This is a genomic window from Rhodospirillales bacterium (genome assembly GCA_016710335.1).
Lineage (GTDB): Bacteria > Pseudomonadota > Alphaproteobacteria > Rhodospirillales > Defluviicoccaceae > JADJXQ01.
Window position 1 is genome coordinate 332,534 of sequence record JADJXQ010000002.1, and the last position, 23,829, is coordinate 356,362.

A 23,829-nucleotide genomic window follows, 5' to 3' on the forward strand; every position below is an offset into this window, starting at 1 on the left:
TGCGATCGCGCGGAATGCACGTCATTTTCATGTCGCCGCCGCCGAACAATACCGCTTGGCTGGATCAACACCACATTCAGCATATCCCGACGGCCCAGTCCGACGATCCTCGAGCCACCACTAAGAACGCATTTCGCAACATCAAAGACGCGGGCATAGACGCCGCCATCAACAACGACAACCCCGTCCTGCAGAGCCTTGCGCCCGCCCTTGCCTGTCCGGTGCTGTCCGTGGGTCATTCAGAATTCGGAACCCAGGCTACGCTCGCTTGCCGTTCCCATGAATGGATCGATCATGTCGTCGCCATATCATACGACCTGCAAAAGATCTTCGTGACACGGCATGGGGTGCCCGTCTTCAAGTGCCCGGTGATCCTGAACGGCGCTCGCGACAATGGTGTGCCGCCGCGGCAGGATGTGGATGACGGCCGGCCCCTTCGCCTCATCTACAGCGGCGGAGTCGTCCGCTCCAAGGGAGCTCATATCATCGCCGCCATGGTCGCCGCCGATAGCGGCGCTTGGGAGAGCGTGCACCTGGAGTGTTTTGGCCACCTGCCGCGAAGCGCCGTCAAGAGAATCGAGAAATCTTCGAATGTGACGGTTCGTGGGCGCGTGCCCCGCGATGAGTTCACGAAAGCGCTCCGCGAGGCGGACATCCTTTTGTTCCCGTCGCGTCGCGAAGCGTGTCCTATGACGATACTGGAAGCCATGGAATCTGCCACCGTCCCCATCGCCAGCGACGGCAACGGAGCCATGCGTTGGATGATCGACAGCGGCACCGACGGGTTCATCTGCCCGGTCGAGGATTGGTCCGCTCAAGCCATGGACTGTGTCCGGTTTCTGGCGACCAACCGCTCCGTTCTCCTCGTCATGCAAGCTGCCGCGCGGGCGCGCTTCGAAAGCGAGTTCCGGACGAGTGACTCCGTTTCGAAACTTCTAGATTTGCTCGGCCGGCCCACTGTGGATCGCCGCCACCCATTGCTGACCGTGGAAGCACTGCACTGGCACAGACCGTACGAGCCACTGCGGCGTCGACCGGAGGCTCTCGAAGCTTCGCGGGCATCCCTGCTCGATAGGCTGGTCCTGCGCTCCGCCGCCCAGGTGGGTTACCTCCGTTCAGCCGGCGCAATCGACTTGTCAGCTGTGTAGGCGAGGCCCTCGCGCCCGATCCGCTGGCGCAAGCCCTACTGGGGGAAGGCCAGCCCTACTGCGGGAAGGAGAGACGCTCCAGGTCAGCCTCGTCGAAGATGTATTCCGCGGCGCAGAACTCGCAGCGAACCCGGACAGCGCCGTCATCCTCCACGAACGAGCCAACCTCTGCGCTTGGGAACGCGCGTAGAGTCCGCTCCACCCTGGCCCGTGAGCATCGGCATCTGTGCCGCAACGGGCGCGTCTTGAACATCCGCACGCCGTCTTCGTGAAACAGCCGGTAAAGCACCTCCGCAGCCGCAACCGACGGATCGAGCAGTTCTTCCGGGGTGACGCTGCTCATGAGGGCGACGCTGCGTCGCCAATCCTCCTCCGCATCCATTAGAGCGGGACTGCGCGGCGGTAACCGCTGCAACATCAACGCGGCGGCTCGTTGTTCACCGCCGGACGCCGACGCTTCCGACACCGCTGCACGTAGGATGATCGCCGTCTCCAGTTGCTCCGACTGGCGAAGGTGCGCATGGGCGCAGTCGGCCACCGTCGCCCCCTCCAGAGCCGTGATGCCCTGGTAGCGCTCGGCATGGGGACCTTGATCGACCGTGAAAGCCATTCGTCCGGCACCGATGAGATGCGGAACAGGCCCTTCGGGCCGTGGGCCAGCGGTTACCAATCTGTCGTGGTCGTAGCGCACATAGCCGCGCAAGTCGCCGGCGCTCGTCAAGTCGGCGACGACGAGACCTATCGGACCATCTCCGTGAATCTGCAGCGTGAAGATGCCGTCAAACTTGAGGCCGCTGCCGAGGACGCACGTAAGAACCAGAATTTCCGCCAGCATCGATGCTACCGGCTGCGGGTAGCCATGCCCGCGCAGGATTGCATCGAGGCTGGGGCCGAGACGAACGAGACGACCGCGTATCTCCGGCGCCTCGATCTGGAACGGCTGGACGAAATCGTCGCGGCGGCGTGTCACCGGGGTCGCATCGGCAGGCTCACCCGAGGCACCATGCGAGAATGCCTTTCTGGGCGTGAAGTCGATTTTCCGCCTCGTCCCACACCACCGACTGCGGGCCGTCTATGACCCCGGCCGTGACCTCCTGCCCGCGATGGGCCGGAAGGCAGTGCATGAACAACGCGTCTGGTTTGGCCTTTGACATGAGCGCCTCGTCCACTCGGTAAGGCGTGAGGAGATTGTGGCGTACCTCTCTGCGATCATCTCCCATGGACACCCAGGTGTCGGTCACCACCAAGTCGGCGTCGGCCACCGCCGTTTCCGGGCTCTCGGTGAACTGAACCCAGCCATCCTCCGCGTCTTTCAGTTGCATCTCCCATTTCTCGGCCGGCCGAAGGACCTTCGGTGTGGCAATCCGCAGTCGGAAGCCGAACCGCGCTGCCGCATGAATCCATGAGCGTGCAACATTGTTGGCGTCGCCGCACCAGGCTACCGTGCGATCCGCGATGCTGCCCCGCGCTTCCTCATACGTCATGATATCGGCCATTAGCTGGCACGGGTGGGACTCGTCGGTCAGGCCGTTGATGACCGGCACCGTGGCATGACTAGCCAATTCGGCCAGCCGCTCAGCGTGCGTCGTGCGGATCATGATCGCGTCCACGTAGCGCGACAGCACACGCCCCGTGTCGGCCATGCTTTCCCCGCGGATCAACTGGGAGTCGCTGTCCGACAGGATCACGGCGTGGCCACCGAGTTGCTGCATTGCCACCTCGAACGACACGCGCGTTCGCGTTGATGGCTTCTCGAAAATCATCGCCAGCGTCCGCCCGCACAACAGCGTCGCGTGTTGCCGCTGGTCGCCGCTGCGTTTGAAGTCCGCGGCGGTCCCCAAGATCGAGCGGAGCGTCGCCTGGTCGAAATGATCAAGATCCAGGAAATGCCGAGGCGTTGCCATCCTAGGCGGCCTTGTCGCCCAGCTGGGCGCATGCTGTGTCCAAAATCCCCGCCGCTTCGACCACCTGTTGTTCGCCGATGATCAACGGCGGCACCAGCCGCACCACATCCTCGGCGGCCGGCACCACCAGCAACCCCAGCTCCATAAGTTGCGCCACGAACGGCCGCACATCGGAGGACAGCTTGAGGCCGCGCATCAACCCCCGCCCCCGCAGCTCCGTAATCTGCTGCGGATACGAAGCCGCGAGCGCCGTCACGTGCCGGTCGAGATGCCGGGCGGCTTCCTGCACGCTTTCGAGAAAGCCCTCTGCCAGCATCACGTCGAGCACTGCGTTCCCCACCGCCATCGCCAGCGGATTGCCGCCGAACGTGCTGCCATGACTGCCCGGGGAGAGGGCAGCGGCGGCTGCTTCGGTAGCCAAGCAGGCGCCGATCGGAAAGCCGCCGCCGAGTCCCTTGGCCACCGCCATGACATCGGGCGTCACGCCTGCCCATTCGTGGGCGAACAGCTTGCCGGTGCGGCCCATGCCGCACTGCACCTCATCGAAGATCAGCAGCAGCCCGCATTCGTCCGCAACCTCGCGCAACCCGATCAGGAACGCGTCGCTGGCGGCGCGCACTCCTCCTTCGCCCTGCACCGGCTCCACCAGTATAGCACCCGTCTCTCTCGTAACCGCTGCTCGAACCTGATCGACGTTGCCGAACGCGACGTGGTCGAAACCATCGACGGCAGGGGCGAAGCCTTCTAGGTGGCGGGGCGACCCGCCAGCGGCGATCGTCGCCAGAGTTCGGCCGTGAAAGGCGCCGGCGCAGGCGATCACCCGGTAGCGTTCGGGATGACCAGTGTCATCGTGGTACTTGCGGACCAGCTTGAGGGCGCACTCCACGGCCTCGGCGCCCGAATTGCTGAAAAGCACGCGGTCGGCGAAAGTGGCGCCCACCAACCGCTCGGCAAGGCGTTCCTGCTCGGGAACGTTGTAGAGGTTGGAGCAGTGCCACAGCCGCTCCGCCTGCCGCTGCAACGCCGCCACCAGATGCGGATGGCAGTGTCCGAGCGCAGCGACGGCGATGCCGGCCGCGAAGTCAAGATAGCGCCGTCCGTCATGAGAGAAGAGATACGGACCTTCACCCCGCTCGAAGGCGAGGTCGAAGCGCCGATAGTTGGACATAAGCGCAGAGTGCACGACGGTCTCCTGAGCAACGCTGCCGAGGCACGCTACCGCCGGCACCGAAAAGGCGCAAACTTAGTGAAGCGGCACGCGCCCTGTCAACGCTGACACGCCGAGGATGGATCGCGCCGTGCCCGCGCCCGCTCATCCAGCCGGCGCCACCAGAACCTTGCGCTGATGGGAAATCAGCTCGGCCACGCCCTTGCGGGCCAGGGTGAGCATGTCGGCGAATTGTGCATCCGTGAACGGCGCTTCCTCGGCGGTGGCCTGAATCTCGACGATGCCGCCGCGGCCGGTGAGGACGAAGTTGGCGTCGGTCAGCGCAGCGCTGTCCTCGGCGTAGTCCAGATCGAGCACTGGCGCGCCTTTATAGATACCGCAGGAGACGGCGGCGACCTGATCAATCAGCGGGATGCTCGTCAGGATGCCGAGATCCACCAGCCGCCGGAACGCCAGATGCAGCGCGACATAGGCGCCGGTGATGGACGCCGTGCGGGTGCCGCCGTCGGCCTGGATGACGTCGCAGTCGACGCGAATCTGCATCTCACCCATGGCGGCACGGTCAACCACCGCGCGCAGGCTGCGCCCGATCAAGCGCTGGATCTCGTGCGTGCGGCCGCCCTGCTTGCCGCGCGCCGCCTCGCGCGCGGTGCGCTCTTGTGTAGCTCGCGGCAGCATCCCGTATTCCGCCGTCACCCAGCCGCGGCCGGTGTCGCGGATGAACGCCGGCACGCGATCCTCCACTGAAGCGGTGCAAAGCACGTGGGTGTCCCCAAACCGCACCAGGCACGACCCCTCCGCGTACTTGCTCACCTCCGTCTCCAGAACGACTTGGCGCAGCTTGTCGGAGGCGCGACCGGAGGGTCTCATCGGGCAAATCTCGCATAGTCAGGGATGAAAGGGAGCGGGGAAAGCGGCAGAGGCTACTCCGGCCGCACCGGCTCGTAAAGCCCGGTCACGTTGACGCTTGCCGGACCCGAGGCTACATATTGCGTAGTGCCCGGCGGGGGGCCCCACGTAAGCTGGGCGCCAGGCGTTGCGGACAGACGGAACAACGAAGCTGCAGACTCCGGATCACAGACAGGACATGCTGGTTTCTGAACTCAATCAGCGTTCGCGCACCATATTTCGCCACATCGTCGACGCCTACCTGGAGACCGGCGAACCGATCGGCTCGCGCACGCTGTCGAAGAGATTGAGCGCAAACTCTTCTCTGGCATTCGGAGCAGTTTCTGGATTATCTCAGGGCCTCAATCTCTCGCCGGCAACGATCCGCAATGTCATGGCGGATCTCGAAGAAGCCGGACTTCTGTTCGCGCCGCACACGTCCGCGGGCCGCCTGCCGACCGAGTTGGGCCTGCGTCTGTTCGTGGACGGGTTACTTCGCATAGGGGATCTCCCCGAGGAGGAACGCCGTAATCTTTCCGAGCAGTTCGCCGGCTCAGCGTCCAGCATCGAGGGCTTGCTGGAGAAGGCGACGACGACGCTGTCCGGGCTCTCCCACTGCGCCGGCTTGGTCATGGCGCCGAAGAACGACGGTCCCCTCAAGCACATCGAGATCGTCAATCTCAACCCCGGCCGCGCGCTGGTCGTTCTCGTCCACGACAACGGCATGGTCGAGAACCGCATCGTCGAAGTGCCGCCGGACCTCCGCCCGTCGGCCCTCGTAGAAGCCTCGAACTTCCTGAGCGCGCGCCTGGTCGGCCGGTCCATCGCCGATGCCCGCGCAGAAATCCTCGCCGAGCTCAAGACGCACGAGGCACGTCTCGGCGATCTCGCCGGCAAGGTGGTGGAATCGGGTCTCGCGACTTGGGCGGGGGGCGAAAGCGGCGCATCGCTGATCGTTCGCGGGCAGGCCAACCTGCTCGAGGAAATCCAGGGCATCGAGGAGTTGGAGCAGGTCCGTGCCCTGTTCTCGATCCTCGAAACCAAGGAGATGATGCTCAACGTGCTGTCCCTCGTCGACAATGCCGAGGGCGTCCAGATCTTCATCGGTTCCGGAAACCAGCTATTCAACGTTGCCGGGTGCGCACTGATTATAAGCCCATATCGGGGTAGCCGCCGCAACATCATCGGCGCCATCGGCGTGATCGGACCGACCCGCATGAATTATGCGCGAATCATTCCGATGGTAGACTACACCGCCAAGCTGGTCGGGGAATTGATCGGCTGAACCCTGAGACCACTTCAGACCAGAGGGCCATCCATGTCACGAGAAAAAGCCAACGACAACATCGAGATCCGGGGGCAAAGCCCGGAGGTGGACCGAGCCGCACAGGTCGCATCCAACGCTCGCGAGATGGGCGGTGGAGAGACAGCGACCGACGCATATGACGCCACCTCGCTGGCCGAGGGTGACGGGGCGCAGACCGCTGATCCGGTGGATACGGCAGCCTTGCTCGAACGCCTCGCTGCAGCCGACGCCGAGATCGCCGAACTGAAGGATAAGCATCTGCGGGCGCTGGCGGAGATGGAAAACCTGCGGCGGCGCGCGGCGCGGGAGCGTCAAGATGCCGGCAACTACGCGGTAACCGGCTTCGCTCGCGAATTGCTTGCGGTTGCCGACAACCTGCAGCGTGCCTTGGCTGCCGTTGATCGCGAGGCCTGCCAGAACGACCCTGCCCTGAGCGCGTTGGTCGCCGGCGTGGAGATGACGGAGAAGGCCTTGCTTGCCGCGTTCGCACGCCACGGCATCACCCCCATCGAAGCGGACGGCCAGCCGTTCGATCCCAACGTGCATGAGGCGATGTTCGAGTTGCCGAACGACGCGGTTCCGCATGGCACGGTGGTTCAGATCCTGGAACCCGGCTACCGCATCCACGATCGTCCCCTGCGCCCCGCCCGCGTGGGTGTTTCCCGAGGCGGACCGAGATCGGCGCCGCAAGACGGGGCCGGCGGGATCAACGAACCTCACCGCGCCGAAGCCGCGCCCGCTGTCGACAAGGAGGTCTAGCCGGTTGGTGGACTGCACCGGCGCAGGCTGGCAACGTCACTCTACTTAAAGATTCGGCCCACTGCACTCGGCATGGCGCGGGACGAAATTTGCCTAGGCTGGCGCTTTCGCCTTCTACCGCCGGTGTTTTTCTGCACGCGTTGTGCGAGCGGTCAGGCAGCACTATGTCATCGGCAATCGCAATGATGTCCTGAGATCGCAAGATGGCAAATCCGCCTCGCCGGCGCGCTGCGGTGGACTCTACGCCGTCCGCAGACAAGACGCTGTGGCAGAGGCCGTGGGTGCGGTTCATCGCGCGGTGGTTCGCGGTCGTCGTCATCTGGCTGACGCTGGCAGTCGGCGGCGTGGTCGTTTGGTATGGCACCGACCTTCCGGACGTGACGGAAGCCATTGCCGCGACACGGCGGCCGGCGATCACGATCGTCGCCGCCGATGGCACCGAGCTGGCAACCACCGGCGAGCTTTACGGTGTACCCGTTCAGGTCGGCGATCTCCCGCCGGCACTGCCGTCGGCGGTGCTCAGCATCGAGGACCGCCGGTTCTACTGGCATTTCGGAGTGGACGTGCTCGGACTTGCGCGCGCCGTGTTCGTCAACCTGCGGGCCGGCCGCGTCGTCCAGGGCGGCTCAACCATTACTCAACAAGTGGCCAAGAACCTGTTCCTGACGCCCGAACGCACCTTCAAACGCAAGGTTCAGGAACTATTGCTGGCGCTGTGGCTGGAGCACAAGTTCACCAAGGATCAGATCCTCGCCCTTTACCTCAACCGCGCCTACTTCGGCGCCGGCACCTTCGGCGTCGACGCGGCTGCGCGGAAGTATTTCGGGGTTCCGGCAACCCGCGTCTCCACATACCAGGCGGCGATGTTGGCGGGCCTGTTGCGAGCGCCGTCACGCTACAACCCACGTGCCAACCCGGACCTTGCCAGCGAGCGCACCGATGTGGTGCTGGCCAGCATGGTCGATGCCGGCGTCTTGAGCCGCGCAGAGGCCGAAGCCGCCAGGCAATTTCGCGGCAGTTTTCAGACTGCCGGATCAGGCCGCTACGACGCCCGGTACTTCGTCGACTGGGTGCTGACCCTGATCCCGGCCTTCGTCGGCGACGGAGACCGGGACTTGGTGGTAATGACCACACTGGACTCGCGTCTGCAGGGCATCGCGGAACAACGACTGGCGGACGCAGTCGGCGCCGCAGCTCAGGATCGTAACGTCTCCCAGGCCGCCCTCCTGTCCCTGTCGCCGGACGGCGCGGTGCGCGCCATGGTCGGCGGCAAGAGCTATCGGGAGAGCCAGTTCAACCGGGCCGTCCAAGCCCGCCGCCAGCCGGGATCGGCCTTCAAGCCGCTGGTCTACGTGGCCGGGCTGGAAGCGGGTTTGTCGCCGGAAAGCCGCTTCGTCGACGGACCGTTGTCGATCGGCGGATGGCGACCGCGCAACTTCAACGGCCGCTTTGAAGGCGAGGTGACGGTTCAGGACTCCCTCGCCCGCTCGATCAACACGGTCGCAGTCCAGATCAGCGAGAAGGCCGGCCGCAAGCGCGTCGTCGAGGTGGCTAGGCGGTTCGGGGTCACTGGCGACATGCGCCCGACTGCCAGCCTTGCTCTCGGCGCCGCTGAAATCAGCCTGATTGAACTGACCGCCGCCTACGCCGTGTTCGCCAACGGTGGCTACGGCGTCTGGCCCTACGCCATCGAGACCATCCAGGACGCCACCGGACAAGTCCTGTACCGGCGGCAGGGTTCCGGCCCTGGCCGCGTGGTCTCGCGAGACACCGCCGGCGCGATCACCCGCATGATGGTGGCGGCGATCACCACCGGCACCGGCAAGGCGGCGCGGCTCGCACGCCCCGCCGCCGGCAAGACCGGAACATCTCAGGAGAATCGCGACGCTTGGTTTATCGGCTTCACCGCCGACCTCGTCACCGGCGTGTGGATGGGCAACGACAACGACACACCCATGAAAGGCGTCACCGGCGGCGGCCTGCCGGCCAAGCTGTGGCACGCCTTCATGACCGACGCCGAAGCCGGCTGGCCCGTCCGCCCCCTTCCCGGCGTGGCCCCCCCGCCCCCGCCCATGGTTCAGGCTCCGATCCCGCGCCAGCGTCCGGCCCCAGAACCGCCGCGCGAGCGCAACCTCCTCGATCGCATTCGAGATCTGTTCAACACCGAGGAGAGCTGAGGCAGCCTGATCTTCGATTTGAATTCCGGCATCCCCGGCGGCCTCGAAGCCGCGCACCGTATGATCGACCTTGCGGAGACCGCCGTAGCCGGTGTCTCCGTCCGCGATCAGCGGTGTCGCGGTGCCTTGCGCCATGGCGCCGGCACGGCCGACCATGTCAATGTACTGTGCCAGTCCGGCATTAGTGCACGATCTGACCCGGTCAGATGTACCATCTGAATAGGTCTGTGCACTAGCGAACAGGCGGGACGTGCGGGGCGGAGCCGGCGGGAAGCAGGCCGGTCGAGCGCGGGTCGTCGATGATGACCCTCTCCCGGCAGTACGGGCGGAAGCCGGCGGCCTTATAGAAGCCGAGCGCCCTCGGGTGGTCCTCCGTGCAGGTGTGGAGCCAGACCCGGTGCGGGTCGCTCTGCCAGGCGATCTCCTGCATCCGCGCAAAAAAGAACCGGCCGAGACCTTGGCCGATGGCTTCCGGCACCAGGCCGAAGAAGACGATCTCCACGGCGTTCGGCTCTCGCCGGTCCAGTTCGGCGTAGCCGATCACGTCGCCGCTGCGGCGGAACATGAACACCTCGACCGCGGGATCGCGAAGCCGCGCGGCAAGTTCGTCATCGGGAACCTGCAGCTGTTCCCACCACAGCCACGCCTCGCCGACCCGGCGGTAGAGATCGCGGTAGAGGGAAACAGGCACCGTCTCCAGGCGCTCGATCGCGGCGCCCGGCGGCGCCGGCGGCTCGCCGATGATCCGCGGCGGCGCGGTCGTTTCCAGGTATGTCACGACGGAGGAAAGCTTGCCCGGCGCCACCTCCGCGCCGATGCTCACAGGCATTCGAGAAACCGCACCGCCTGGCCGACCGCATCGCCGACCAGCTGGCCGTCGCGCATGACGACCTGGCCGCGGACGATGGTCATCATCGGCCAGCCGGTGACGCTGAAGCCATCGAACGGGGTCCAGCCGCAGCGGCTGACGATCCAGCGGTTGGTGATCATCCGCCGCGCCTTCAGATCCACCACAGTGAAATCGGCGGCGTACCCCAGCGCAATCCGGCCGCGCCCAGCGATGCCGTAGATGCGCGCCGGCCCAGCGCTGGTGAGGTCGACGAAGCGTTCGAGCGAGAGGCGTCCCTTGGCGACGTGGTCCAGCATCAGCGGCACCAATGTCTGCACGCCAGGCATGCCGGAAGGGCTCGCGGGATACGGTCGATTCTTTTCCTCGCGGGTGTGGGGGGCGTGGTCGGAGCCGATGCAGTCGACCAGCCCACCGGCGACCGCCGCCCATAGCGCCTCGCGGTGGCGAGCATCGCGGATCGGCGGGTTCATCTGCGCGTACTGGTCCAACTCCTCGTAACAGCGCGGCGCTTCGAGGGTGAGGTGCTGCGGCGTCACCTCGACGGTGGCGATGTCATGGTGGTCGCGCAACAGCGCCATCTCGTCGGCGGTGGTGACGTGGAGGATATGGACACGCCGCTTGGCGCCCTTGGCCAGCGCCAGCAAGCGACGGGTCGCGGCCAGCGCGGTTTCGGCATCCCGCCACTCCGGGTGCATTGCTACGTCCGCGCCGCCCTCGACGATGGTGAACCGCTCCTTCAGGCGCCGCTCGTCCTCGCAGTGCACGGCGACGCGGCGGGAGCCGGCGGCGAGCACCCGCGCGACGTCGGCGTCGTCGGCGACCAGAAGGTTGCCTGTGGAGCTGCCCATGAACACCTTGACGCCGGCGCAGGCGGGAAGGCGCTCCAACTCAGCCAGGCTCGCGGTGTTGTCAGGCGTGGCGCCGACGAAGAACGCCATGTCGACCCACGCGCGGCCCTTGGCGCGCCGGCACTTGTCGGCGAGCGCTGCGGCGGTGGTGGTGGGCGGGTTGGTGTTGGGCATGTCGAACACGGCGACCACTCCGCCCAATGCCGCCGCCGCGGTGCCGGTGCCGAGATCCTCCTTGTGCTCGAGCCCCGGCTCGCGGAAATGCACTTGGGTGTCGATGACGCCGGGAAGCACGTGCAGGCCTGAGCAATCGACGATCTCGGGCGCGGTAAACGGATCGAGAGCACCGATAGCGGCGATGCGGCCATTGCGCACACCGATGTCAGCGTCAACACGGCCACCCGGCGTAACGCAGGTGCCGCCGCGCAGCACCGAATCGAAGGCGGGTGTCATGAGGGACCATTGGGACAGCGCATGAGCGAACTTATAGCCGTCTCGGCTTCGGCCACCAAACACTGTTCCGCATCATCGCGCGCGGCACATCGAATGCGCCGGAGTGTGATGCAGTTCACAGTCGGCGGCGGCGCCCTCGTGTACGCTCGGTGTGTTGCTGTCGGGGCTACCAGCCGGACTTGCCTTGCCAGTCAAACCTGCGGGCTGCAGCGTCGGCACATCGTCGCCATGGCGTCGCCGAGTTTCGGGGAGGGCAACCGGTTCCCTGTGGAGGCTTGGAACCGGCGCTGCTTCGGCTCTGCGGTCCGCGAATAGGGTATGACCGGCCCCGCGCACTACAGACAATGGCCCCACCCTCCGGTGGGGCCCTTTTTTCATTCACGCAGCCTCGCGTTGGCGACCAAGTCCTGTAGACTGCGATGATGAGTGATCCCTTGATGAACCGGGGGTGATCTTCTGCGGCCGTTGAAGCAGCGTTGTGCGCACCGTCATGATCACGTCCGAAATCGTTACTGCGCATCCCCGCATCGCCCACGGGTTCTTCACGCGCGAAGGCGGCGTCAGCGAGGGCATCTATGCGTCGCTCAACTGCGGTCTGGGTTCCAATGACGACCCGGCGCGGGTGCGGGTCAATCGGGCGCGGGCGATGGACGCTCTCGGAGTGGCCCCGGAATCGCTGACGACGGCCTATCAAGTCCATTCGGCAAGTGTCGGCACCGTCGACGCATCGTGGCGGATGGACGACCGGCTGAAGCTAGACGGTCTGGTCACCCGCACGCCCGGCGTCACGCTCGGCATCCTCACCGCCGATTGCGCGCCGGTGCTGTTCGCCGAGCCGCAGGCGGGCGTGGTCGGCGCGGCGCACGCCGGCTGGCGCGGGGCGCTCGACGGCATCGTAGACGCGACCGTCGCGGCAATGGTGGCTTTGGGCGCAGAGCGCAAGCGCATCGTGGCCGCGGTCGGCCCTTGCATCCGGCAGGAGTCCTACGAAGTCGGCGCCGACTTTCGCACCACATTCGTCGCGGCCGATCCGGACAATGGCGCCTTGTTCGCGGCTTCGGACCGGGGCTACCATTTCCGCTTCGACCTTCCCGGCTACGTGGCGCGGCGGCTTTCGGCACTCGATCTGGCGGCGGTCGACGATCTACACTGTGACACCTCTGCCGACGCAGACCGCTTTTTCAGCTACCGGCGGACAACGTTGAACGGGGGCGGCGACTACGGCCGCCAGCTGTCGGCCATCGCGGTGCTGGCATAGGACGGGCTGCGTAGAGACGCGGATACCATGGTGCTGCATTTCTCCGTTGAGGAGATGGCCGAACGCCGGCAGCGGACCTGCCGGGAGATGGTGCAACTAGGGCTGGACGGCCTCCTGCTGTTCCGCCAGGAAAGCCTCTATTACCTCACGGGCTACGACACCTTCGGCCACGTGTTCTTCCAATGCCTGTTCCTCGGAGCCGACGGGGCGATGACGTTGCTGACCCGCGCCCCCGACCTGCGCCAGGCGCAACACACCTCGGTGATCGAGGACATCCGGATCTGGGTGGACGCCCCGGACGCCGACCCCGCCGCCGAGCTTGCCGGCATCCTCGCCGAACATGGTTGCCGCGGCGGGCGGCTGGGGGTGGAGTGGGAGGCCTATGGCTTGACCGCTCGCAACGGGCAGCGGCTGGCAGCAGCGCTCGACGGCTTTTGCACAATGGCCGACGCATCGGATCTGGTCAGCCGCCTCAGGCTGGTAAAGAGCGCCGCCGAAATGGCGTACGTACGGCGGGCGGCAGAACTGGCCGACGCCGCCTATGATCAGGCCGCGGCGTTGACCGCACCCGGCGCCGCGGAGAGCGACATCCTGGCGGCGATGCAGGGGGCGGTGCTGCAGGGCGACGGCGACTACCCGGGAAATCCGTTCATCATCGGCTCGGGCCGTGCCGCACTTCTCTGCCGCTATGCCTCGGGCCGGCGGCGGCTTGACGCCGACGATCAGCTCACCATCGAGTGGGCCGGTGTCCATCGCCATTACCATGCCTGCCTGATGCGCACGTTCTGCATCGGCGCGGTGCCAAAGCGGCAACGCACCATGTTCGACGTCGCCCGGGACGCGCTGTCCGCCGCGACGGCGGCGCTGCGGCCTGGCCGATGCGTGGGCGACGCCTTCGCCGCCCACGCCCGCGTGCTCGACGCCGCCCGCATGCGCCCGCACCGGCTCAATGCCTGCGGCTACAGCCTCGGCGCCACGTTCCCGCCCAACTGGATGGACTGGCCGATGCTGTACGCGCGGAACCCCGTTGTGGCCGAGCCGGGCATGGTGTTTTTCGTCCATATCATCATCGCGGACTCGGATGCCGGACTGGCGATGACGCTGGGTCACACGGTGGTCATCGGCGCGGCCGGGCCGGAACTGTTGAGCCGGGCTCCGCTGGACCTTGTCATCAAGTAAAGGGCGCGATGCCGTACATCATTATTCTGACGCTGTTTCTGATCCTGGCGATGATGGCGAGCTGCATTCTCGGCATGATCGCTTAGTGCGCAGACCCGTGCGAATGATTCAGTCGAACAGGTCATAGCGTGCACGAGAATCGAAAACTTGCGTGCAGCGGAGCGTCATACGGGACCGTACGGTGCCACAGGCAGAGCCGGTCCCCAATCTCGTTCCACGCCATCCAGGCGACGGGGTCAGGGGCGAGAGCACGGTTTACAACACAAACAAGAGGTTGCTACAGTCCGCCACCAAATCTGGGGTTCTCGGCGTATGAAGATCGTCGCGTGTAACAGTAACCGGCCGCTGGCGGACGCAATCTCCGCGTATCTCAAGCTGCCGATGGCCAAGGCACTGATCCGCCGCTTCTCTGACTTGGAGGTGTTCGTCGAGATCCAGGAGAACGTCCGCGGAGAGGACGTGTTCGTCATACAATCGACGTCGTACCCCACCAACGACAACCTGATGGAGTTGCTGGTCACCCTCGACGCCCTGAAACGGGCTTCGGCACGGCGGGTGACGGCGGTGATCCCCTACTTCGGCTACGCCCGCCAGGACCGCAAATCGGCGCCGCGCACGCCCATCTCGGCCAAGCTGGTCGCCAACCTGATCACCACCGCCGGCGCCGAGCGGGTGCTGACCATCGACCTGCATGCCGGCCAGATCCAGGGCTTCTTCGACATTCCGACCGACAATCTGTTCGCGGCGCCGGTGTTCGTGAAGGACATTCGCGAGAAGTACAACTCGGACGACGTCATGGTGGTGTCGCCGGACGTCGGCGGCGTGGTGCGGGCCCGCAACATCGCGAGTCGCATCAATACCGACCTCGCGATCATCGACAAGCGCCGCGAGCGCGCCGGGGTCTCGGAAGTCATGCACATCATCGGCGACGTGCGCGACCGCACGTGCATCCTGATTGACGACATCGTCGACTCGGCCGGCACCCTCTGCAACGCCTCGCGGGCGTTGATGGACGCCGGCGCCACCTCGGTGTCGGCCTACGTGTCGCACGGGGTGCTGTCCGGCGGCGCGGTGGCGCGGGTGAGTTCGTCCGCAATTCACCGCCTGGTCATCACCGACAGCATCGCAGCGACCGAGGCCGTGCGGGTGTCCAGCAATATCGAGCAGCTGACGGTGGCGCCGCTGGTCGCCGAGGCGATTCGCCGCATCAGCGAAGAGACGTCGGTTTCCTCCCTGTTCCACTGAACCGCTTTCCTGTATGGAAGGGCACGGTTTTTACGCCGCGCTTTATGCATTGGAGTTTTGAGAATGTCGGAGAACGTAAAGCTTGACGTCGAGCGCCGGGAACGCCTCGGCAAGGGCGGTGCCCGCGCTACCCGCCGGGAAGGCCGCGTGCCGGCCATCGTCTACGGGGGCGAACAGCCGCCGCTGGCGATCTCGCTGGACACCCGCGAGCTTCAGAAGCAGTTCAAGGGCCACGGGTTCTTCTCGCGCGTGTTCGAGCTCAATCTCGGCGGCGAGTCGCAGCGCGTCCTCGCTCGGGAACTGCAAACCCATCCGGTCACCGGCCATCCCCTGCACCTCGACTTCCTGCGCTTCGGCGCGACGACGCGGGTGGATGTGGAGGTCGAGGTGATCTTCGAGAACGAAGAGGCCTGCCCTGGCCTGAAGAAGGGCGGCATGCTCAATATCGTGCTGCACACGGTGTCGCTTGCATGCCTCGCCGACCGCATCCCGGAGAGCATCAAGGTCGATTTGACGGGCCGCGACATCGGCGACGCCATTCACATTGGCGACTTGGGTTTGCCGGAGGGGGTCGAGCCGGCCAACCAGGAGGCCGATGCGACGGTCGCCGTCATTGCTGCGCCGACGGTCGCCGGCGCCGACGGCGACGAGGACGAGGGTGCCGCCGAAGACACTGCGGAAGGCGCGTCCGACGAAACTTAAACTGTTCAGTCGTCGGACGTCCGAGGAAGGCGCGGCGGCGGTGCTGCTGGTCGTCGGACTGGGCAATCCCGGCGCCGTGTATGCGCGCAATCGTCACAACATCGGGTTCATGGCGGTGGACGCCATCGCCGCCCGCCATCGCTTCGCGCCGTTTCGCCGCCGCTTTCACGGCGAGGCCGCCGAGGGGGGCGCCGGCGGCCGCAAGGTGCTCATTTTGAAACCGATGACCTACATGAACGAGTCGGGGCGGGCGGTGGCGGCGGCGGCCGGGTTCTACAAGATCCCGCCCGGGGACGTGTTGGTGTTCCACGACGAACTGGATCTGGCTGCCGGCAAGGTGCGCTGCAAGAACGGCGGCGGACACGCAGGGCACAACGGGCTCCGCAGCCTGCATGCGCACATCGGTGCCGATTACCGGCGGGTCCGTCTCGGCATCGGCCACCCCGGCGACAAGGATCGTGTCATCGGCCACGTGCTCAAGGACTTCGCCAAGGCGGACGATGCCTGGCTGCAGCCATTGCTCGACACCATTGCCGAGTTCTTTCCGCTGTTGGCGGACGGCGACGGCGCTGGCTTCATGAGCAAGGTGGCGCTGACCTTGACTCCGCCCAAGCCGCATCCCGCAAGCGCCTGCGGGGGTGAGCGCGATGGGGTTTAACTGCGGCATCGTCGGCCTGCCCAATGTCGGCAAGTCGTCCCTGTTCAACGCGCTCACCGCGACTGCGGCGGCGGAAGCGGCCAACTTCCCGTTCACCACCATCGAGCCCAACGTGGGGCGCGTCGCGGTGCCGGACGTCCGGCTTCAGCACATCGCCGCCATCGCCAAGTCCGCCAAGGTGACGCCGACCCAGCTGGAATTCGTCGACATTGCTGGTCTCGTCAAAGGCGCCAGCCAGGGCGAGGGGCTCGGCAACAAATTTCTCGCCAACATCCGCGAGGTGGACGCCATCATCCACGTGCTGCGCTGCTTCGAGGACGACGACGTGACACATGTCGCCGGAAATGTCGATCCGCTGCGCGATGCCGAGGTGGTGGAGACGGAGCTGCTGCTCGCCGACCTCGACAGCCTGGAGCGCCGCCTCACGCCGCTGACCAAGCGGGCGCGCAGCGGCGACCGGGAGGCGCGGGAGGCGCTGGCTTTGGTAGAACGGGTGCTGGCCGAACTGCAGGACGGTCGACCGGCGCGGGGTTGCGACATTGCAGACGACGAGCGGAAGACGTTCCGGATGCTGCAGTTGTTGACGGCGAAGCCGGTGCTCTACGTGTGCAACGTCGAAGAGGAGGCCGTTGCCGAAGGAAACGACCTTTCGGGCGCGGTCATCGCACATACGGGCGAGGCGGCGGCGGAAGCCGTCGTGGTTTCGGCGCGCATCGAGGCGGAACTGGCGGAGATCGAGGATGCCGCCGAGCGCACGCAACTCCTGGAGTCGCTCGGCCTCCATGAGAGCGGCCTCGCCCGCGTCATTCATGCCGGCTACCGGCTGTTGCACCTGATCACCTTTTTCACCGCGGGGCCAAAGGAGACACGGGCTTGGACGGTGCCGGCGGGCACACGTGCGCCGCAGGCGGCAGGCGCCATCCATACGGACTTCGAGCGCGGTTTCATCCGCGCCGAAACCATCGCCTATGACGACTTTGTTCGCCTCGGCGGCGAGGCGCCCGCCCGCGACGCCGGCTTGATGCGCTCCGAAGGCCGCGACTACGTCGTCCAGGACGGCGATGTCATGCTGTTCCGCTTCAACGTCTGACAGCGGCCATTGCTCGAGCGTCATGGCGGAGAGGCGGAGCCGATGCTCGCCCGATACCCCCGGACGGCGCCCTCACGCCACCAGGAAGTGGGCGTGGCCGGCGGCGACGGGGCGGTCGGCGGCGTCCTGCCAGGCCTGGACGCGGACGTTGGCAACGCGCCGGCCCTGCTTGATCACCTCGCCCCGCGCGAACGTGTCGGCGGCCAGGCACGGGCGCAGGAAGTCCACCGACAGGTTGATGATCTTGGGGACCACCTTCACGTCGCTCTCGGCGAGCAGATGCAGGATCGCCGCGTGCTCCAGAAGGGCGCCGACAACGCCGCCATGCACTGCCGGGATCTGGGTGTTGCCGACGTTGGATTCGCGAAAGCGGAGGACGGTGACGAGGCCGCCGCCGTCGACGTAGGCTTCCAGGCCGACGGCGCGGGCATACGGCACCAGATCGTTGAGCGCCGCCACATCTCCCCGCGTCCTGAGCTTGGCTATCGTCGCTAGCATGGCTGCCCACCATCCGAGGCTGTGCCGTCGATCTTTTCGACAATCTTGCTCACAGTATTGCCATGGCCGGTGAAGCCGCGCGCGCCCAGCATGAAGGTGGCGGTGCAATTGGCGATAGGGTCGCGGAACGTCTCCTGGTAGGCGATGCCGCGAACGAACGCGACGCTCTCCGTCACCTTGTAGCATTCCGCTGAACCGAGGATCTCCACCTCAGGCTGGGCTGGACGCAGGTAGTCGATGCGGAGATCGAGGGTCGCCAAGGCTGTGCCTTCGGGCACGGTGGCCATGACCACCATGCCGCCAAGGGTATCGAGGAACGACGTGACCACGCCGCCGTGCAGCACGCCGGTGCTCGGGTTGCCGACGAAGCGCGCGTCGTACGGCAAGCGCATGTAGCCGTGCCCGTAGCGCAACTCGAGCACCTGCAGGCCCAGCTCGCGGGCGTGGGGAATGGTCTCGAAGATCTCGATGATTCGGTCGATGTCGGGCGGCCGGTTCCGAACTTTCACATCGGGTCTCGGTTCACGTTCAGCAGGAGCCGGAGTATAGAGCATAGTTCATCGTTGCCGAACGTGATTTCGCGGTCGCAAAATTGCGCGCCGTAAGAGGAACGGGAGGATCTCGTGCGAAAGACCATACGCCTGACCGCAGAGGACGGGCACACGCTGGATGCGTACAAGGCCGAGCCGGAGGGGGAGCAGAAGGGCGCCGTCGTCGTCGTGCAGGAGGTGTTCGGGGTCAACGGCCACATCCGCGACGTCTGCGATCGATTCGCCGCTCACGGCTACGCCGCTGTGGCGCCGGCGCTGTTCGACCGCGTCCGGCGCGGGGTGGAGCTCGATTATGACGAGGCCGGCATTGCAGAGGGCCGCGAACTCGCGGCCGCGGTCGGCTGGGACGACCCGGTGACCGACATCCGCACAGCTGCCGGAGCGCTGCGGCCGGACGGCAGGGTGGGCGTGGTCGGCTATTGCTGGGGCGGATCGTGGGCGTGGATGGCCGCGTGCCGGCTCGATGTGGCGGCCGCCGCCTGCTACTACGGCCGGCACATCGTCGACTTGCTGGACGAACGGCCGCGCTGTCCGGTGATCCTGCACTTCGGCGCCGACGACCCGACCATCCCGGCGGAGAACGTCGCCAAGATCCGCGCCGCCTTCCCCGACATCCCGATTAACGTCTATGACGGCGCCGGCCACGGCTTCAATTGCGACCGGCGGAAGGACTTCCGCCCCGACGCGGCACGCGCCGCTCTCGACCACACCCTTGCGCTGTTCGCGGAGCAACTCCGATAACGCCAGCGTGATTGGGAATCGGTTGCCGCTGGGTTTACCTCTGTCTGCAGGAACGGCATCGCGGAGGGAGCAGGCGACGGACATGTCGAGGGTGCGCATCATTGCGGGTATCGCCGCCATTGTCGGCGTCGTCCTGTTCGCCGGCGGCGCCAAGGCCGAGGACACGGCGACCCTGACCGTCGCCGGCGGGTGTTTCTGGTGCGTCGAGGCGGATTTCGACAAGGTGCCGGGCGTCGTGGGCACTGTTTCCGGATACACCGGCGGCACGGTTGCCGACCCGACTTACAAGCAAGTGTCGGCCGGCGGGACCGGCCATCGCGAGGCGGTTCAGATCACCTATGACCCGAGCAGGGTCAGCTACGAGGACTTGCTGAACGTGTTCTGGCGCAGCGTCGATCCCACCGACTCCGGCGGCCAGTTCTGTGACCGCGGCAAGTCGTACGAGACCGCGATCTTCGTCGAGAATGACGAGCAGCGGCGCGTAGCGGAGGAGTCGAAGGCTGCCGCCGACGCGGCGCTCGGCGGAGACGTCGTCACCCCGATCGAGCCGGCTGGCAAATTCTATCCGGCCGAGGACTACCACCAGGATTACTACAACAAGAACCCGCTGCAGTATAAATACTACCGCTGGTCATGCGGCCGGAACGCGCGGGTAAACGAGGTGTGGGGCGTTCAAGCGTACCGCGGCATCCCCAACCCCGAGTAGAGCTAGTCACGGACGGCGAGCAGGCCCGACCAAGCCAGCCGTTGCCGACGCCGCGACCGCTGAGGGTGACACGATCTGCGGCTCCGGAGGCGGTATGAGCGCTCGACGCGCGGTCGTACTCCACCACGTCGTCCTGCAAGGCGAACCTGTTGCCGCCGACGCCCGGGAAGGAGTAGTGCCGGCGGACGCCTCCCCGCCTTCGTAAATTAGATCATCCACCATGCTTTATAAGATGCGGTCCGCCAGCAAGGACTTGATCTCGGCAATGGCCTTCCCGGGGTTGAGGTGCTTGGGGCAGGTCGCGGTGCAGTTCATGATGGTGTGGCAGCGGTAAAGCCGGAACGGGTCGTTGAGATTGTCGAGCCGCTCTCCGGTCGCCTCGTCGCGGGAGTCGGCGATCCACCGGTACGCCTGTAACAGCACCGCGGGGCCCAGGTAGCGGTCGCCGTTCCACCAGTACGAGGGGCAACTCGTCTGGCAGCAGAAGCAAAGGATGCATTCCCACAGACCGTCGAGCTTGACGCGCTCTTCCGGGCTCTGCAGGCGCTCGCCGGCCGGCGGCGGGGTATCGGACTTCAGCCACGGCTCGATGGATCGCAACTGGGCGTACGGCACCGAAAGATCCGGCACCAGATCCTTGACCACCGGCAGGTGCGGCAGCGGATAGATCTTGACGTCGCCCTTGATCTCGTCGATCGCCTTTGTGCAGGCGAGCGTGTTGACGCCGTCGATGTTGAAGGCGCAAGACCCGCACACCCCTTCCCGGCACGAGCGCCGGAAGGTGAGCGTCGCGTCCATCTCGTTCTTGATCTTGATCAGCGCATCGAGGACCATCGGCCCGCAGGCATCGAGATCAACGTCGAACGTATCGAGGCGCGGATTGTCGCCGCTGTCCGGATTGTAGCGGTAGATTTTGAAGCGCTTGACCTTCTTGGCGCCGGCGGGCGCCGGGAAGCTCTTGCCGTCGCGGACCCGGGAATTTGCAGGCAGGCTGAGTTCCACCATCGGGGGACACCTCTTCTTACGTTTAATACACCCGCTTCTGCGGCTCGATGTATTTGGCTTCGTTGGTCAGCGTGTAGGTGTGGACCGGGCGATAGTCCAACCGGCACTTGCCGTTATCGTCGAGCCAGGCGAGCGAGTGTTTCATCCAGTTCTGGTCGTCGCGGTCCGGACAATCCTCCCGAGCGTGGGCACCGCGGCTTTCCCTGCGGGCCTCGCCCGAATAGAGGGTCGTGACGGCGCAAGCCATAAGGTTTTCGAGCTCCAGCGCCTCGACCAGATCCGAATTCCAGATCAGCGAGCGATCACTGAGGCGGATGTCCCCGAGCATGCTCCACACCTCGTCGATCTGCCGGCAGCCCTCGGCCAGCACATCCTGTGTGCGGAACACCGCGGCGTTGTTCTGCATGCAGCGCTGCATCTTGTCGCGGATCGCGGCCGTCGGTTTACCGCCGTTGGCGTTGCGCAACCGGTCGAGGCGAGCGAGCGAGTAGTCCGCGGAGTTCTTCGGCAACGGCGGGTGGGGTGGCCCGCGGCGAGATCTTGTCGGCGCAGGTGAGCGCCACCGCCCGCCCGAACACGACGATGTCGAGCAGCGAATTGGTGCCGAGTCGGTTGGCGCCGTGCACGGAGGCCGACGCGCATTCGCCGGCGGCGTAGAGGCCGGGGCAGACGGCGTCCGGGTCGGCCTCGGTTGGCCGCAGCACCTCGCCGAGATGGTTGGTCGGAATGCCGCCCATATTATAGTGCACTGTCGGCAGCACCGGGATCGGCTCGCGGGTGGCGTCAACGCCGGCGAAGATCTGGGCGGTTTCGGTGATACCCGGCAGCCGGTGCCACAGCACGTCGCTGCCCAGATGCTCGAGATGCAGGTAGATGTGGTCCTTGTCCTTGCCGACGCCGCGGCCTTCGCGAATCTCCACGGTCATCGCGCGGCTGACCACGTCGCGCGACGCCAGGTCCTTGGCGGTTGGCGCGTAGCGCTCCATGAACCGCTCGCCCTCCGAGTTCGTGAGATAGCCGCCTTCACCGCGGGCGCCCTCGGTGATGAGGCAGCCGGAGCCGTAGATGCCGGTCGGGTGAAACTGCACGAACTCGTGGTCCTGGACTGGCAGCCCGGCCCGCAGCACCATGCCGTTGCCGTCGCCGGTGCAGGTGTGGGCCGACGTGCACGAGAAATACGCGCGCCCGTAACCGCCGGTAGCAAACACCGTGCCGTGTGCCTGGAAGCGATGGATGCTGCCGTCGTCCAGGTTCCAGGCGACGACGCCGCGGCAAGCGCCGCTATCGTCCATGATCAGATCGATGGCGAAGTACTCGACAAAGAACTCGGCGTCGTGCTTCAGGCTCTGCTGATAAAGGGTATGAAGAATGGCGTGGCCGGTGCGGTCGGCGGCGGCGCAGGCGCGCTGCACCGGCGCTTCGCCGTAGTTGCGCATGTGGCCGCCGAACGGGCGCTGATAGATCTTGCCCTCGGGCGTCCGCGAGAACGGCACCCCGAAGTGTTCGAGTTCGTGCACCGCCGGCACCGCCTGCCGGCACATGTATTCGATCGCGTCCTGGTCGCCGAGCCAGTCGGAGCCCTTGACGGTGTCGTACATGTGCCATTCCCAGGAATCTTCGGCCATGTTGCCGAGCGCGGCGCCGATGCCGCCCTGGGCGGCGACGGTGTGGGAGCGGGTCGGAAACACCTTGGTGATGCAGGCCGTCTTGAGTCCGGCCGCAGCCAAACCGAGGGTCGCCCGGAGCCCGGCTCCGCCGGCGCCGATGACGACGACGTCGTACATGTGGTCGGTGATGGGATACGCGCTTGTCATGGTCTTTCCAGTCCCGCTTCTCTATTACCGCCCATGTGTGGTCCGCGCTTTCTTGATTCCCTTCGGCATCAGCTTGGCGGCAATACCCGGGCGCCGAGCCAAAGAACGGAAATGACGCACGACGCCGCCATTGCGTAGAGCGCGAACTTGACCGCCAGCAATACGATGATCCGCGACGCTCCGTGCAGGTAGTCCTCGATCACCACCTGCATGCCGATGGCGGCGTGGTAGAACATGACCAGGACCAGCAGAATCATCATCAGCGCGTTGCCGAGAATGCCGAAGAACGCCCGAAACTCGGCCAGATCGGCGCCCATAAGGGAGATAGCGGCAAACACGAACCACAGGCCGAGAGGCACCAAAGCGATGGCCGTGACCCTTTGCGTCCACCAGTGGTGAACGCCTTCGTTGGCGGCGCCGAGGCCGCGAGCGCGACCAAGGGATGAGCGCAGATTTGTTCCGCCCGATGAACGCGCGTTCATGTCAACCTCCCGCCGATGCGTACGCGGCGATCAACGTCACCAGTGTGAGCGCGACGGCGGCTCCGACGGTGATCATGCCCGAGAGTTTCAGTTGCGGCAGCTCGAACCCCCATCCGAAGTCCCACAACAGGTGTCTTATGCCGTTGGCGAAGTGATAGAACAGGGAGAACGTGAAGCCCCAGATCAACAGGTGTCCGAACCAGGAGCCGAGGAACGACTGTGCGCTATTGAATTCTTCCGCCCCGTAGGCGGCGGCGGTCAGCCACCAGGTCAGGAACAGCGTTCCGAACGTCAGGAACACCCCTGTGGCGCGATGCAGTATGGACAGCACCGAGGTGATTTGCGGCCGATACACTTGGACGTGCGGCGACAGTGGGCGATTGGCGGCGACCATAGGGA

General features: G+C 65.8%; 23 protein-coding genes and 2 pseudogenes. 12 read left to right on the forward strand and 13 right to left on the reverse strand.

The window, feature by feature from the left end; genetic code table 11:
* Positions 1 to 14: 14 nt before the first annotated feature.
* Positions 15 to 1,148 carry a glycosyltransferase family 4 protein gene (locus IPM60_04775; protein MBK8907224.1) on the forward strand — a complete coding sequence of 378 codons (1,134 nt, stop codon included), beginning with the start codon at positions 15 to 17 and terminating at the stop codon, positions 1,146 to 1,148.
* A 55-nt stretch (positions 1,149 to 1,203) separates the two neighbouring features.
* Here the strand turns inward: IPM60_04775 and IPM60_04780 are convergent, their stop codons facing one another.
* From IPM60_04780 to rph, 4 genes are all read right to left on the reverse strand, one after another.
* Positions 1,204 to 2,118, reverse strand: coding sequence for an Hsp33 family molecular chaperone HslO (locus tag IPM60_04780; protein MBK8907225.1), 915 nt, complete (start codon positions 2,116 to 2,118; stop codon positions 1,204 to 1,206).
* A gap of 19 nt (positions 2,119 to 2,137) precedes the next feature.
* The gene (gene argF, locus IPM60_04785; GenBank protein MBK8907226.1) at positions 2,138 to 3,052 is read right to left on the reverse strand and encodes an ornithine carbamoyltransferase; all 915 of its coding nucleotides are present in this window, start codon (positions 3,050 to 3,052) and stop codon (positions 2,138 to 2,140) included.
* Between the two features lies 1 nt (position 3,053).
* Complete coding sequence (locus tag IPM60_04790) at positions 3,054 to 4,235, reverse strand: aspartate aminotransferase family protein (protein MBK8907227.1); 1,182 nt, start codon at positions 4,233 to 4,235, stop codon at positions 3,054 to 3,056.
* A gap of 129 nt (positions 4,236 to 4,364) precedes the next feature.
* Complete coding sequence (gene rph / locus IPM60_04795) at positions 4,365 to 5,090, reverse strand: ribonuclease PH (protein MBK8907228.1); 726 nt, start codon at positions 5,088 to 5,090, stop codon at positions 4,365 to 4,367.
* 217 nt (positions 5,091 to 5,307) lie between these two features.
* On the opposite strand from rph, the gene hrcA reads away from it, so the two are divergent.
* The 3 genes from hrcA (at position 5,308) to IPM60_04810 (ending at position 9,350) form a co-directional block, all read left to right on the forward strand.
* Positions 5,308 to 6,393: a heat-inducible transcriptional repressor HrcA gene (hrcA, locus tag IPM60_04800; protein ID MBK8907229.1), complete on the forward strand. Its 1,086-nt coding sequence runs from the start codon at positions 5,308 to 5,310 to the stop codon at positions 6,391 to 6,393.
* 33 nt (positions 6,394 to 6,426) lie between these two features.
* Entirely contained in the window at positions 6,427 to 7,173 is a 747-nt protein-coding gene (gene grpE / locus IPM60_04805) for a nucleotide exchange factor GrpE (protein ID MBK8907230.1), read from the forward strand.
* Between the two features lie 203 nt (positions 7,174 to 7,376).
* Entirely contained in the window at positions 7,377 to 9,350 is a 1,974-nt protein-coding gene (locus tag IPM60_04810; protein ID MBK8907231.1) for a PBP1A family penicillin-binding protein, read from the forward strand.
* Here IPM60_04810 and IPM60_04815 read toward each other — a convergent pair.
* The 3 genes and pseudogenes from IPM60_04815 to IPM60_04825 all read right to left on the reverse strand — a co-directional run bounded on the left by IPM60_04815 (position 9,351) and on the right by IPM60_04825 (position 11,501).
* Positions 9,351 to 9,506 (reverse strand): annotated as a pseudogene (locus IPM60_04815) (isocitrate lyase/phosphoenolpyruvate mutase family protein).
* A 76-nt stretch (positions 9,507 to 9,582) separates the two neighbouring features.
* Positions 9,583 to 10,179: a GNAT family N-acetyltransferase gene (locus IPM60_04820; protein ID MBK8907232.1), complete on the reverse strand. Its 597-nt coding sequence runs from the start codon at positions 10,177 to 10,179 to the stop codon at positions 9,583 to 9,585.
* The gene (locus IPM60_04825; GenBank protein ID MBK8907233.1) at positions 10,170 to 11,501 is read right to left on the reverse strand and encodes a dihydroorotase; all 1,332 of its coding nucleotides are present in this window, start codon (positions 11,499 to 11,501) and stop codon (positions 10,170 to 10,172) included. Before IPM60_04825 ends, IPM60_04820 begins: the two co-directional genes overlap by 10 nt.
* A 490-nt stretch (positions 11,502 to 11,991) precedes the next feature.
* Between IPM60_04825 and pgeF the strand changes: the two genes are divergently transcribed.
* From pgeF to ychF, 6 genes are all read left to right on the forward strand, one after another.
* Positions 11,992 to 12,759: a peptidoglycan editing factor PgeF gene (gene pgeF, locus IPM60_04830; protein ID MBK8907234.1), complete on the forward strand. Its 768-nt coding sequence runs from the start codon at positions 11,992 to 11,994 to the stop codon at positions 12,757 to 12,759.
* 27 nt (positions 12,760 to 12,786) lie between these two features.
* Positions 12,787 to 13,938, forward strand: a complete 1,152-nt coding sequence (locus IPM60_04835; protein ID MBK8907235.1) for an aminopeptidase P family protein — start codon at positions 12,787 to 12,789, stop codon at positions 13,936 to 13,938.
* Positions 13,939 to 14,250: 312 nt separating this feature from the next.
* Positions 14,251 to 15,183 (forward strand): ribose-phosphate pyrophosphokinase, encoded by a 933-nt coding sequence (locus IPM60_04840; GenBank protein MBK8907236.1) that lies wholly within the window; start codon positions 14,251 to 14,253, stop codon positions 15,181 to 15,183.
* Between the two features lie 63 nt (positions 15,184 to 15,246).
* Positions 15,247 to 15,885, forward strand: a complete 639-nt coding sequence (locus IPM60_04845) for a 50S ribosomal protein L25/general stress protein Ctc (protein ID MBK8907237.1) — start codon at positions 15,247 to 15,249, stop codon at positions 15,883 to 15,885.
* Between the two features lie 40 nt (positions 15,886 to 15,925).
* Positions 15,926 to 16,543, forward strand: coding sequence for an aminoacyl-tRNA hydrolase (locus IPM60_04850; protein ID MBK8907238.1), 618 nt, complete (start codon positions 15,926 to 15,928; stop codon positions 16,541 to 16,543).
* The gene (ychF, locus tag IPM60_04855; protein MBK8907239.1) at positions 16,533 to 17,633 is read left to right on the forward strand and encodes a redox-regulated ATPase YchF; all 1,101 of its coding nucleotides are present in this window, start codon (positions 16,533 to 16,535) and stop codon (positions 17,631 to 17,633) included. Before IPM60_04850 ends, ychF begins: the two co-directional genes overlap by 11 nt.
* A gap of 72 nt (positions 17,634 to 17,705) precedes the next feature.
* On the opposite strand, the gene IPM60_04860 is transcribed toward ychF, so the two are convergent.
* A complete protein-coding gene (locus tag IPM60_04860) occupies positions 17,706 to 18,131 on the reverse strand; it encodes a PaaI family thioesterase (protein MBK8907240.1) in 426 nt (141 codons plus the stop codon).
* Complete coding sequence (locus IPM60_04865; protein ID MBK8907241.1) at positions 18,125 to 18,685, reverse strand: PaaI family thioesterase; 561 nt, start codon at positions 18,683 to 18,685, stop codon at positions 18,125 to 18,127. The genes IPM60_04860 and IPM60_04865 overlap by 7 nt, the downstream gene beginning before the upstream one ends.
* Before the next feature lie 69 nt (positions 18,686 to 18,754).
* Between IPM60_04865 and IPM60_04870 the strand changes: the two genes are divergently transcribed.
* A complete protein-coding gene (locus IPM60_04870) occupies positions 18,755 to 19,423 on the forward strand; it encodes a dienelactone hydrolase family protein (protein MBK8907242.1) in 669 nt (222 codons plus the stop codon).
* An 82-nt stretch (positions 19,424 to 19,505) separates the two neighbouring features.
* Positions 19,506 to 20,129, forward strand: coding sequence for a peptide-methionine (S)-S-oxide reductase MsrA (msrA, locus tag IPM60_04875; protein ID MBK8907243.1), 624 nt, complete (start codon positions 19,506 to 19,508; stop codon positions 20,127 to 20,129).
* Positions 20,130 to 20,354: 225 nt separating this feature from the next.
* Here the strand turns inward: msrA and IPM60_04880 are convergent, their stop codons facing one another.
* The 4 genes and pseudogenes from IPM60_04880 to sdhC all read right to left on the reverse strand — a co-directional run bounded on the left by IPM60_04880 (position 20,355) and on the right by sdhC (position 23,824).
* Positions 20,355 to 21,134: a succinate dehydrogenase iron-sulfur subunit gene (locus IPM60_04880; GenBank protein MBK8907244.1), complete on the reverse strand. Its 780-nt coding sequence runs from the start codon at positions 21,132 to 21,134 to the stop codon at positions 20,355 to 20,357.
* Positions 21,135 to 21,156: 22 nt separating this feature from the next.
* Positions 21,157 to 22,948, reverse strand: a pseudogene (locus tag IPM60_04885) (succinate dehydrogenase flavoprotein subunit).
* Positions 22,949 to 23,016: 68 nt separating this feature from the next.
* Positions 23,017 to 23,430, reverse strand: a complete 414-nt coding sequence (gene sdhD, locus IPM60_04890; GenBank protein ID MBK8907245.1) for a succinate dehydrogenase, hydrophobic membrane anchor protein — start codon at positions 23,428 to 23,430, stop codon at positions 23,017 to 23,019.
* A 1-nt stretch (position 23,431) separates the two neighbouring features.
* The gene (gene sdhC / locus IPM60_04895) at positions 23,432 to 23,824 is read right to left on the reverse strand and encodes a succinate dehydrogenase, cytochrome b556 subunit (protein MBK8907246.1); all 393 of its coding nucleotides are present in this window, start codon (positions 23,822 to 23,824) and stop codon (positions 23,432 to 23,434) included.
* Positions 23,825 to 23,829 lie beyond the last annotated feature (5 nt).

Excerpts from the sequence above, each read along its gene's own strand:
- argF (MBK8907226.1), bottom strand. The coding sequence starts at position 3,052 with ATGGCAACGCCTCGGCATTTCCTGGATCTTGATCATTTCGACCAGGCG.
- IPM60_04775 (MBK8907224.1), top strand. The coding sequence starts at position 15 with ATGCACGTCATTTTCATGTCGCCGCCGCCGAACAATACCGCTTGGCTG.
- IPM60_04825 (MBK8907233.1), bottom strand. The coding sequence starts at position 11,501 with ATGACACCCGCCTTCGATTCGGTGCTGCGCGGCGGCACCTGCGTTACG.
- IPM60_04810 (MBK8907231.1), top strand. The coding sequence starts at position 7,377 with ATGGCAAATCCGCCTCGCCGGCGCGCTGCGGTGGACTCTACGCCGTCC.
- IPM60_04840 (MBK8907236.1), top strand. The coding sequence starts at position 14,251 with ATGAAGATCGTCGCGTGTAACAGTAACCGGCCGCTGGCGGACGCAATC.
- IPM60_04835 (MBK8907235.1), top strand. The coding sequence starts at position 12,787 with ATGGTGCTGCATTTCTCCGTTGAGGAGATGGCCGAACGCCGGCAGCGG.
- IPM60_04860 (MBK8907240.1), bottom strand. The coding sequence starts at position 18,131 with ATGCTAGCGACGATAGCCAAGCTCAGGACGCGGGGAGATGTGGCGGCG.
- msrA (MBK8907243.1), top strand. The coding sequence starts at position 19,506 with ATGTCGAGGGTGCGCATCATTGCGGGTATCGCCGCCATTGTCGGCGTC.
- IPM60_04820 (MBK8907232.1), bottom strand. The coding sequence starts at position 10,179 with ATGCCTGTGAGCATCGGCGCGGAGGTGGCGCCGGGCAAGCTTTCCTCC.
- sdhC (MBK8907246.1), bottom strand. The coding sequence starts at position 23,824 with ATGGTCGCCGCCAATCGCCCACTGTCGCCGCACGTCCAAGTGTATCGG.
- grpE (MBK8907230.1), top strand. The coding sequence starts at position 6,427 with ATGTCACGAGAAAAAGCCAACGACAACATCGAGATCCGGGGGCAAAGC.
- IPM60_04845 (MBK8907237.1), top strand. The coding sequence starts at position 15,247 with ATGTCGGAGAACGTAAAGCTTGACGTCGAGCGCCGGGAACGCCTCGGC.
- IPM60_04865 (MBK8907241.1), bottom strand. The coding sequence starts at position 18,685 with ATGCTCTATACTCCGGCTCCTGCTGAACGTGAACCGAGACCCGATGTG.
- IPM60_04880 (MBK8907244.1), bottom strand. The coding sequence starts at position 21,134 with ATGGTGGAACTCAGCCTGCCTGCAAATTCCCGGGTCCGCGACGGCAAG.
- rph (MBK8907228.1), bottom strand. The coding sequence starts at position 5,090 with ATGAGACCCTCCGGTCGCGCCTCCGACAAGCTGCGCCAAGTCGTTCTG.
- sdhD (MBK8907245.1), bottom strand. The coding sequence starts at position 23,430 with ATGAACGCGCGTTCATCGGGCGGAACAAATCTGCGCTCATCCCTTGGT.
- pgeF (MBK8907234.1), top strand. The coding sequence starts at position 11,992 with ATGATCACGTCCGAAATCGTTACTGCGCATCCCCGCATCGCCCACGGG.
- ychF (MBK8907239.1), top strand. The coding sequence starts at position 16,533 with ATGGGGTTTAACTGCGGCATCGTCGGCCTGCCCAATGTCGGCAAGTCG.
- hrcA (MBK8907229.1), top strand. The coding sequence starts at position 5,308 with ATGCTGGTTTCTGAACTCAATCAGCGTTCGCGCACCATATTTCGCCAC.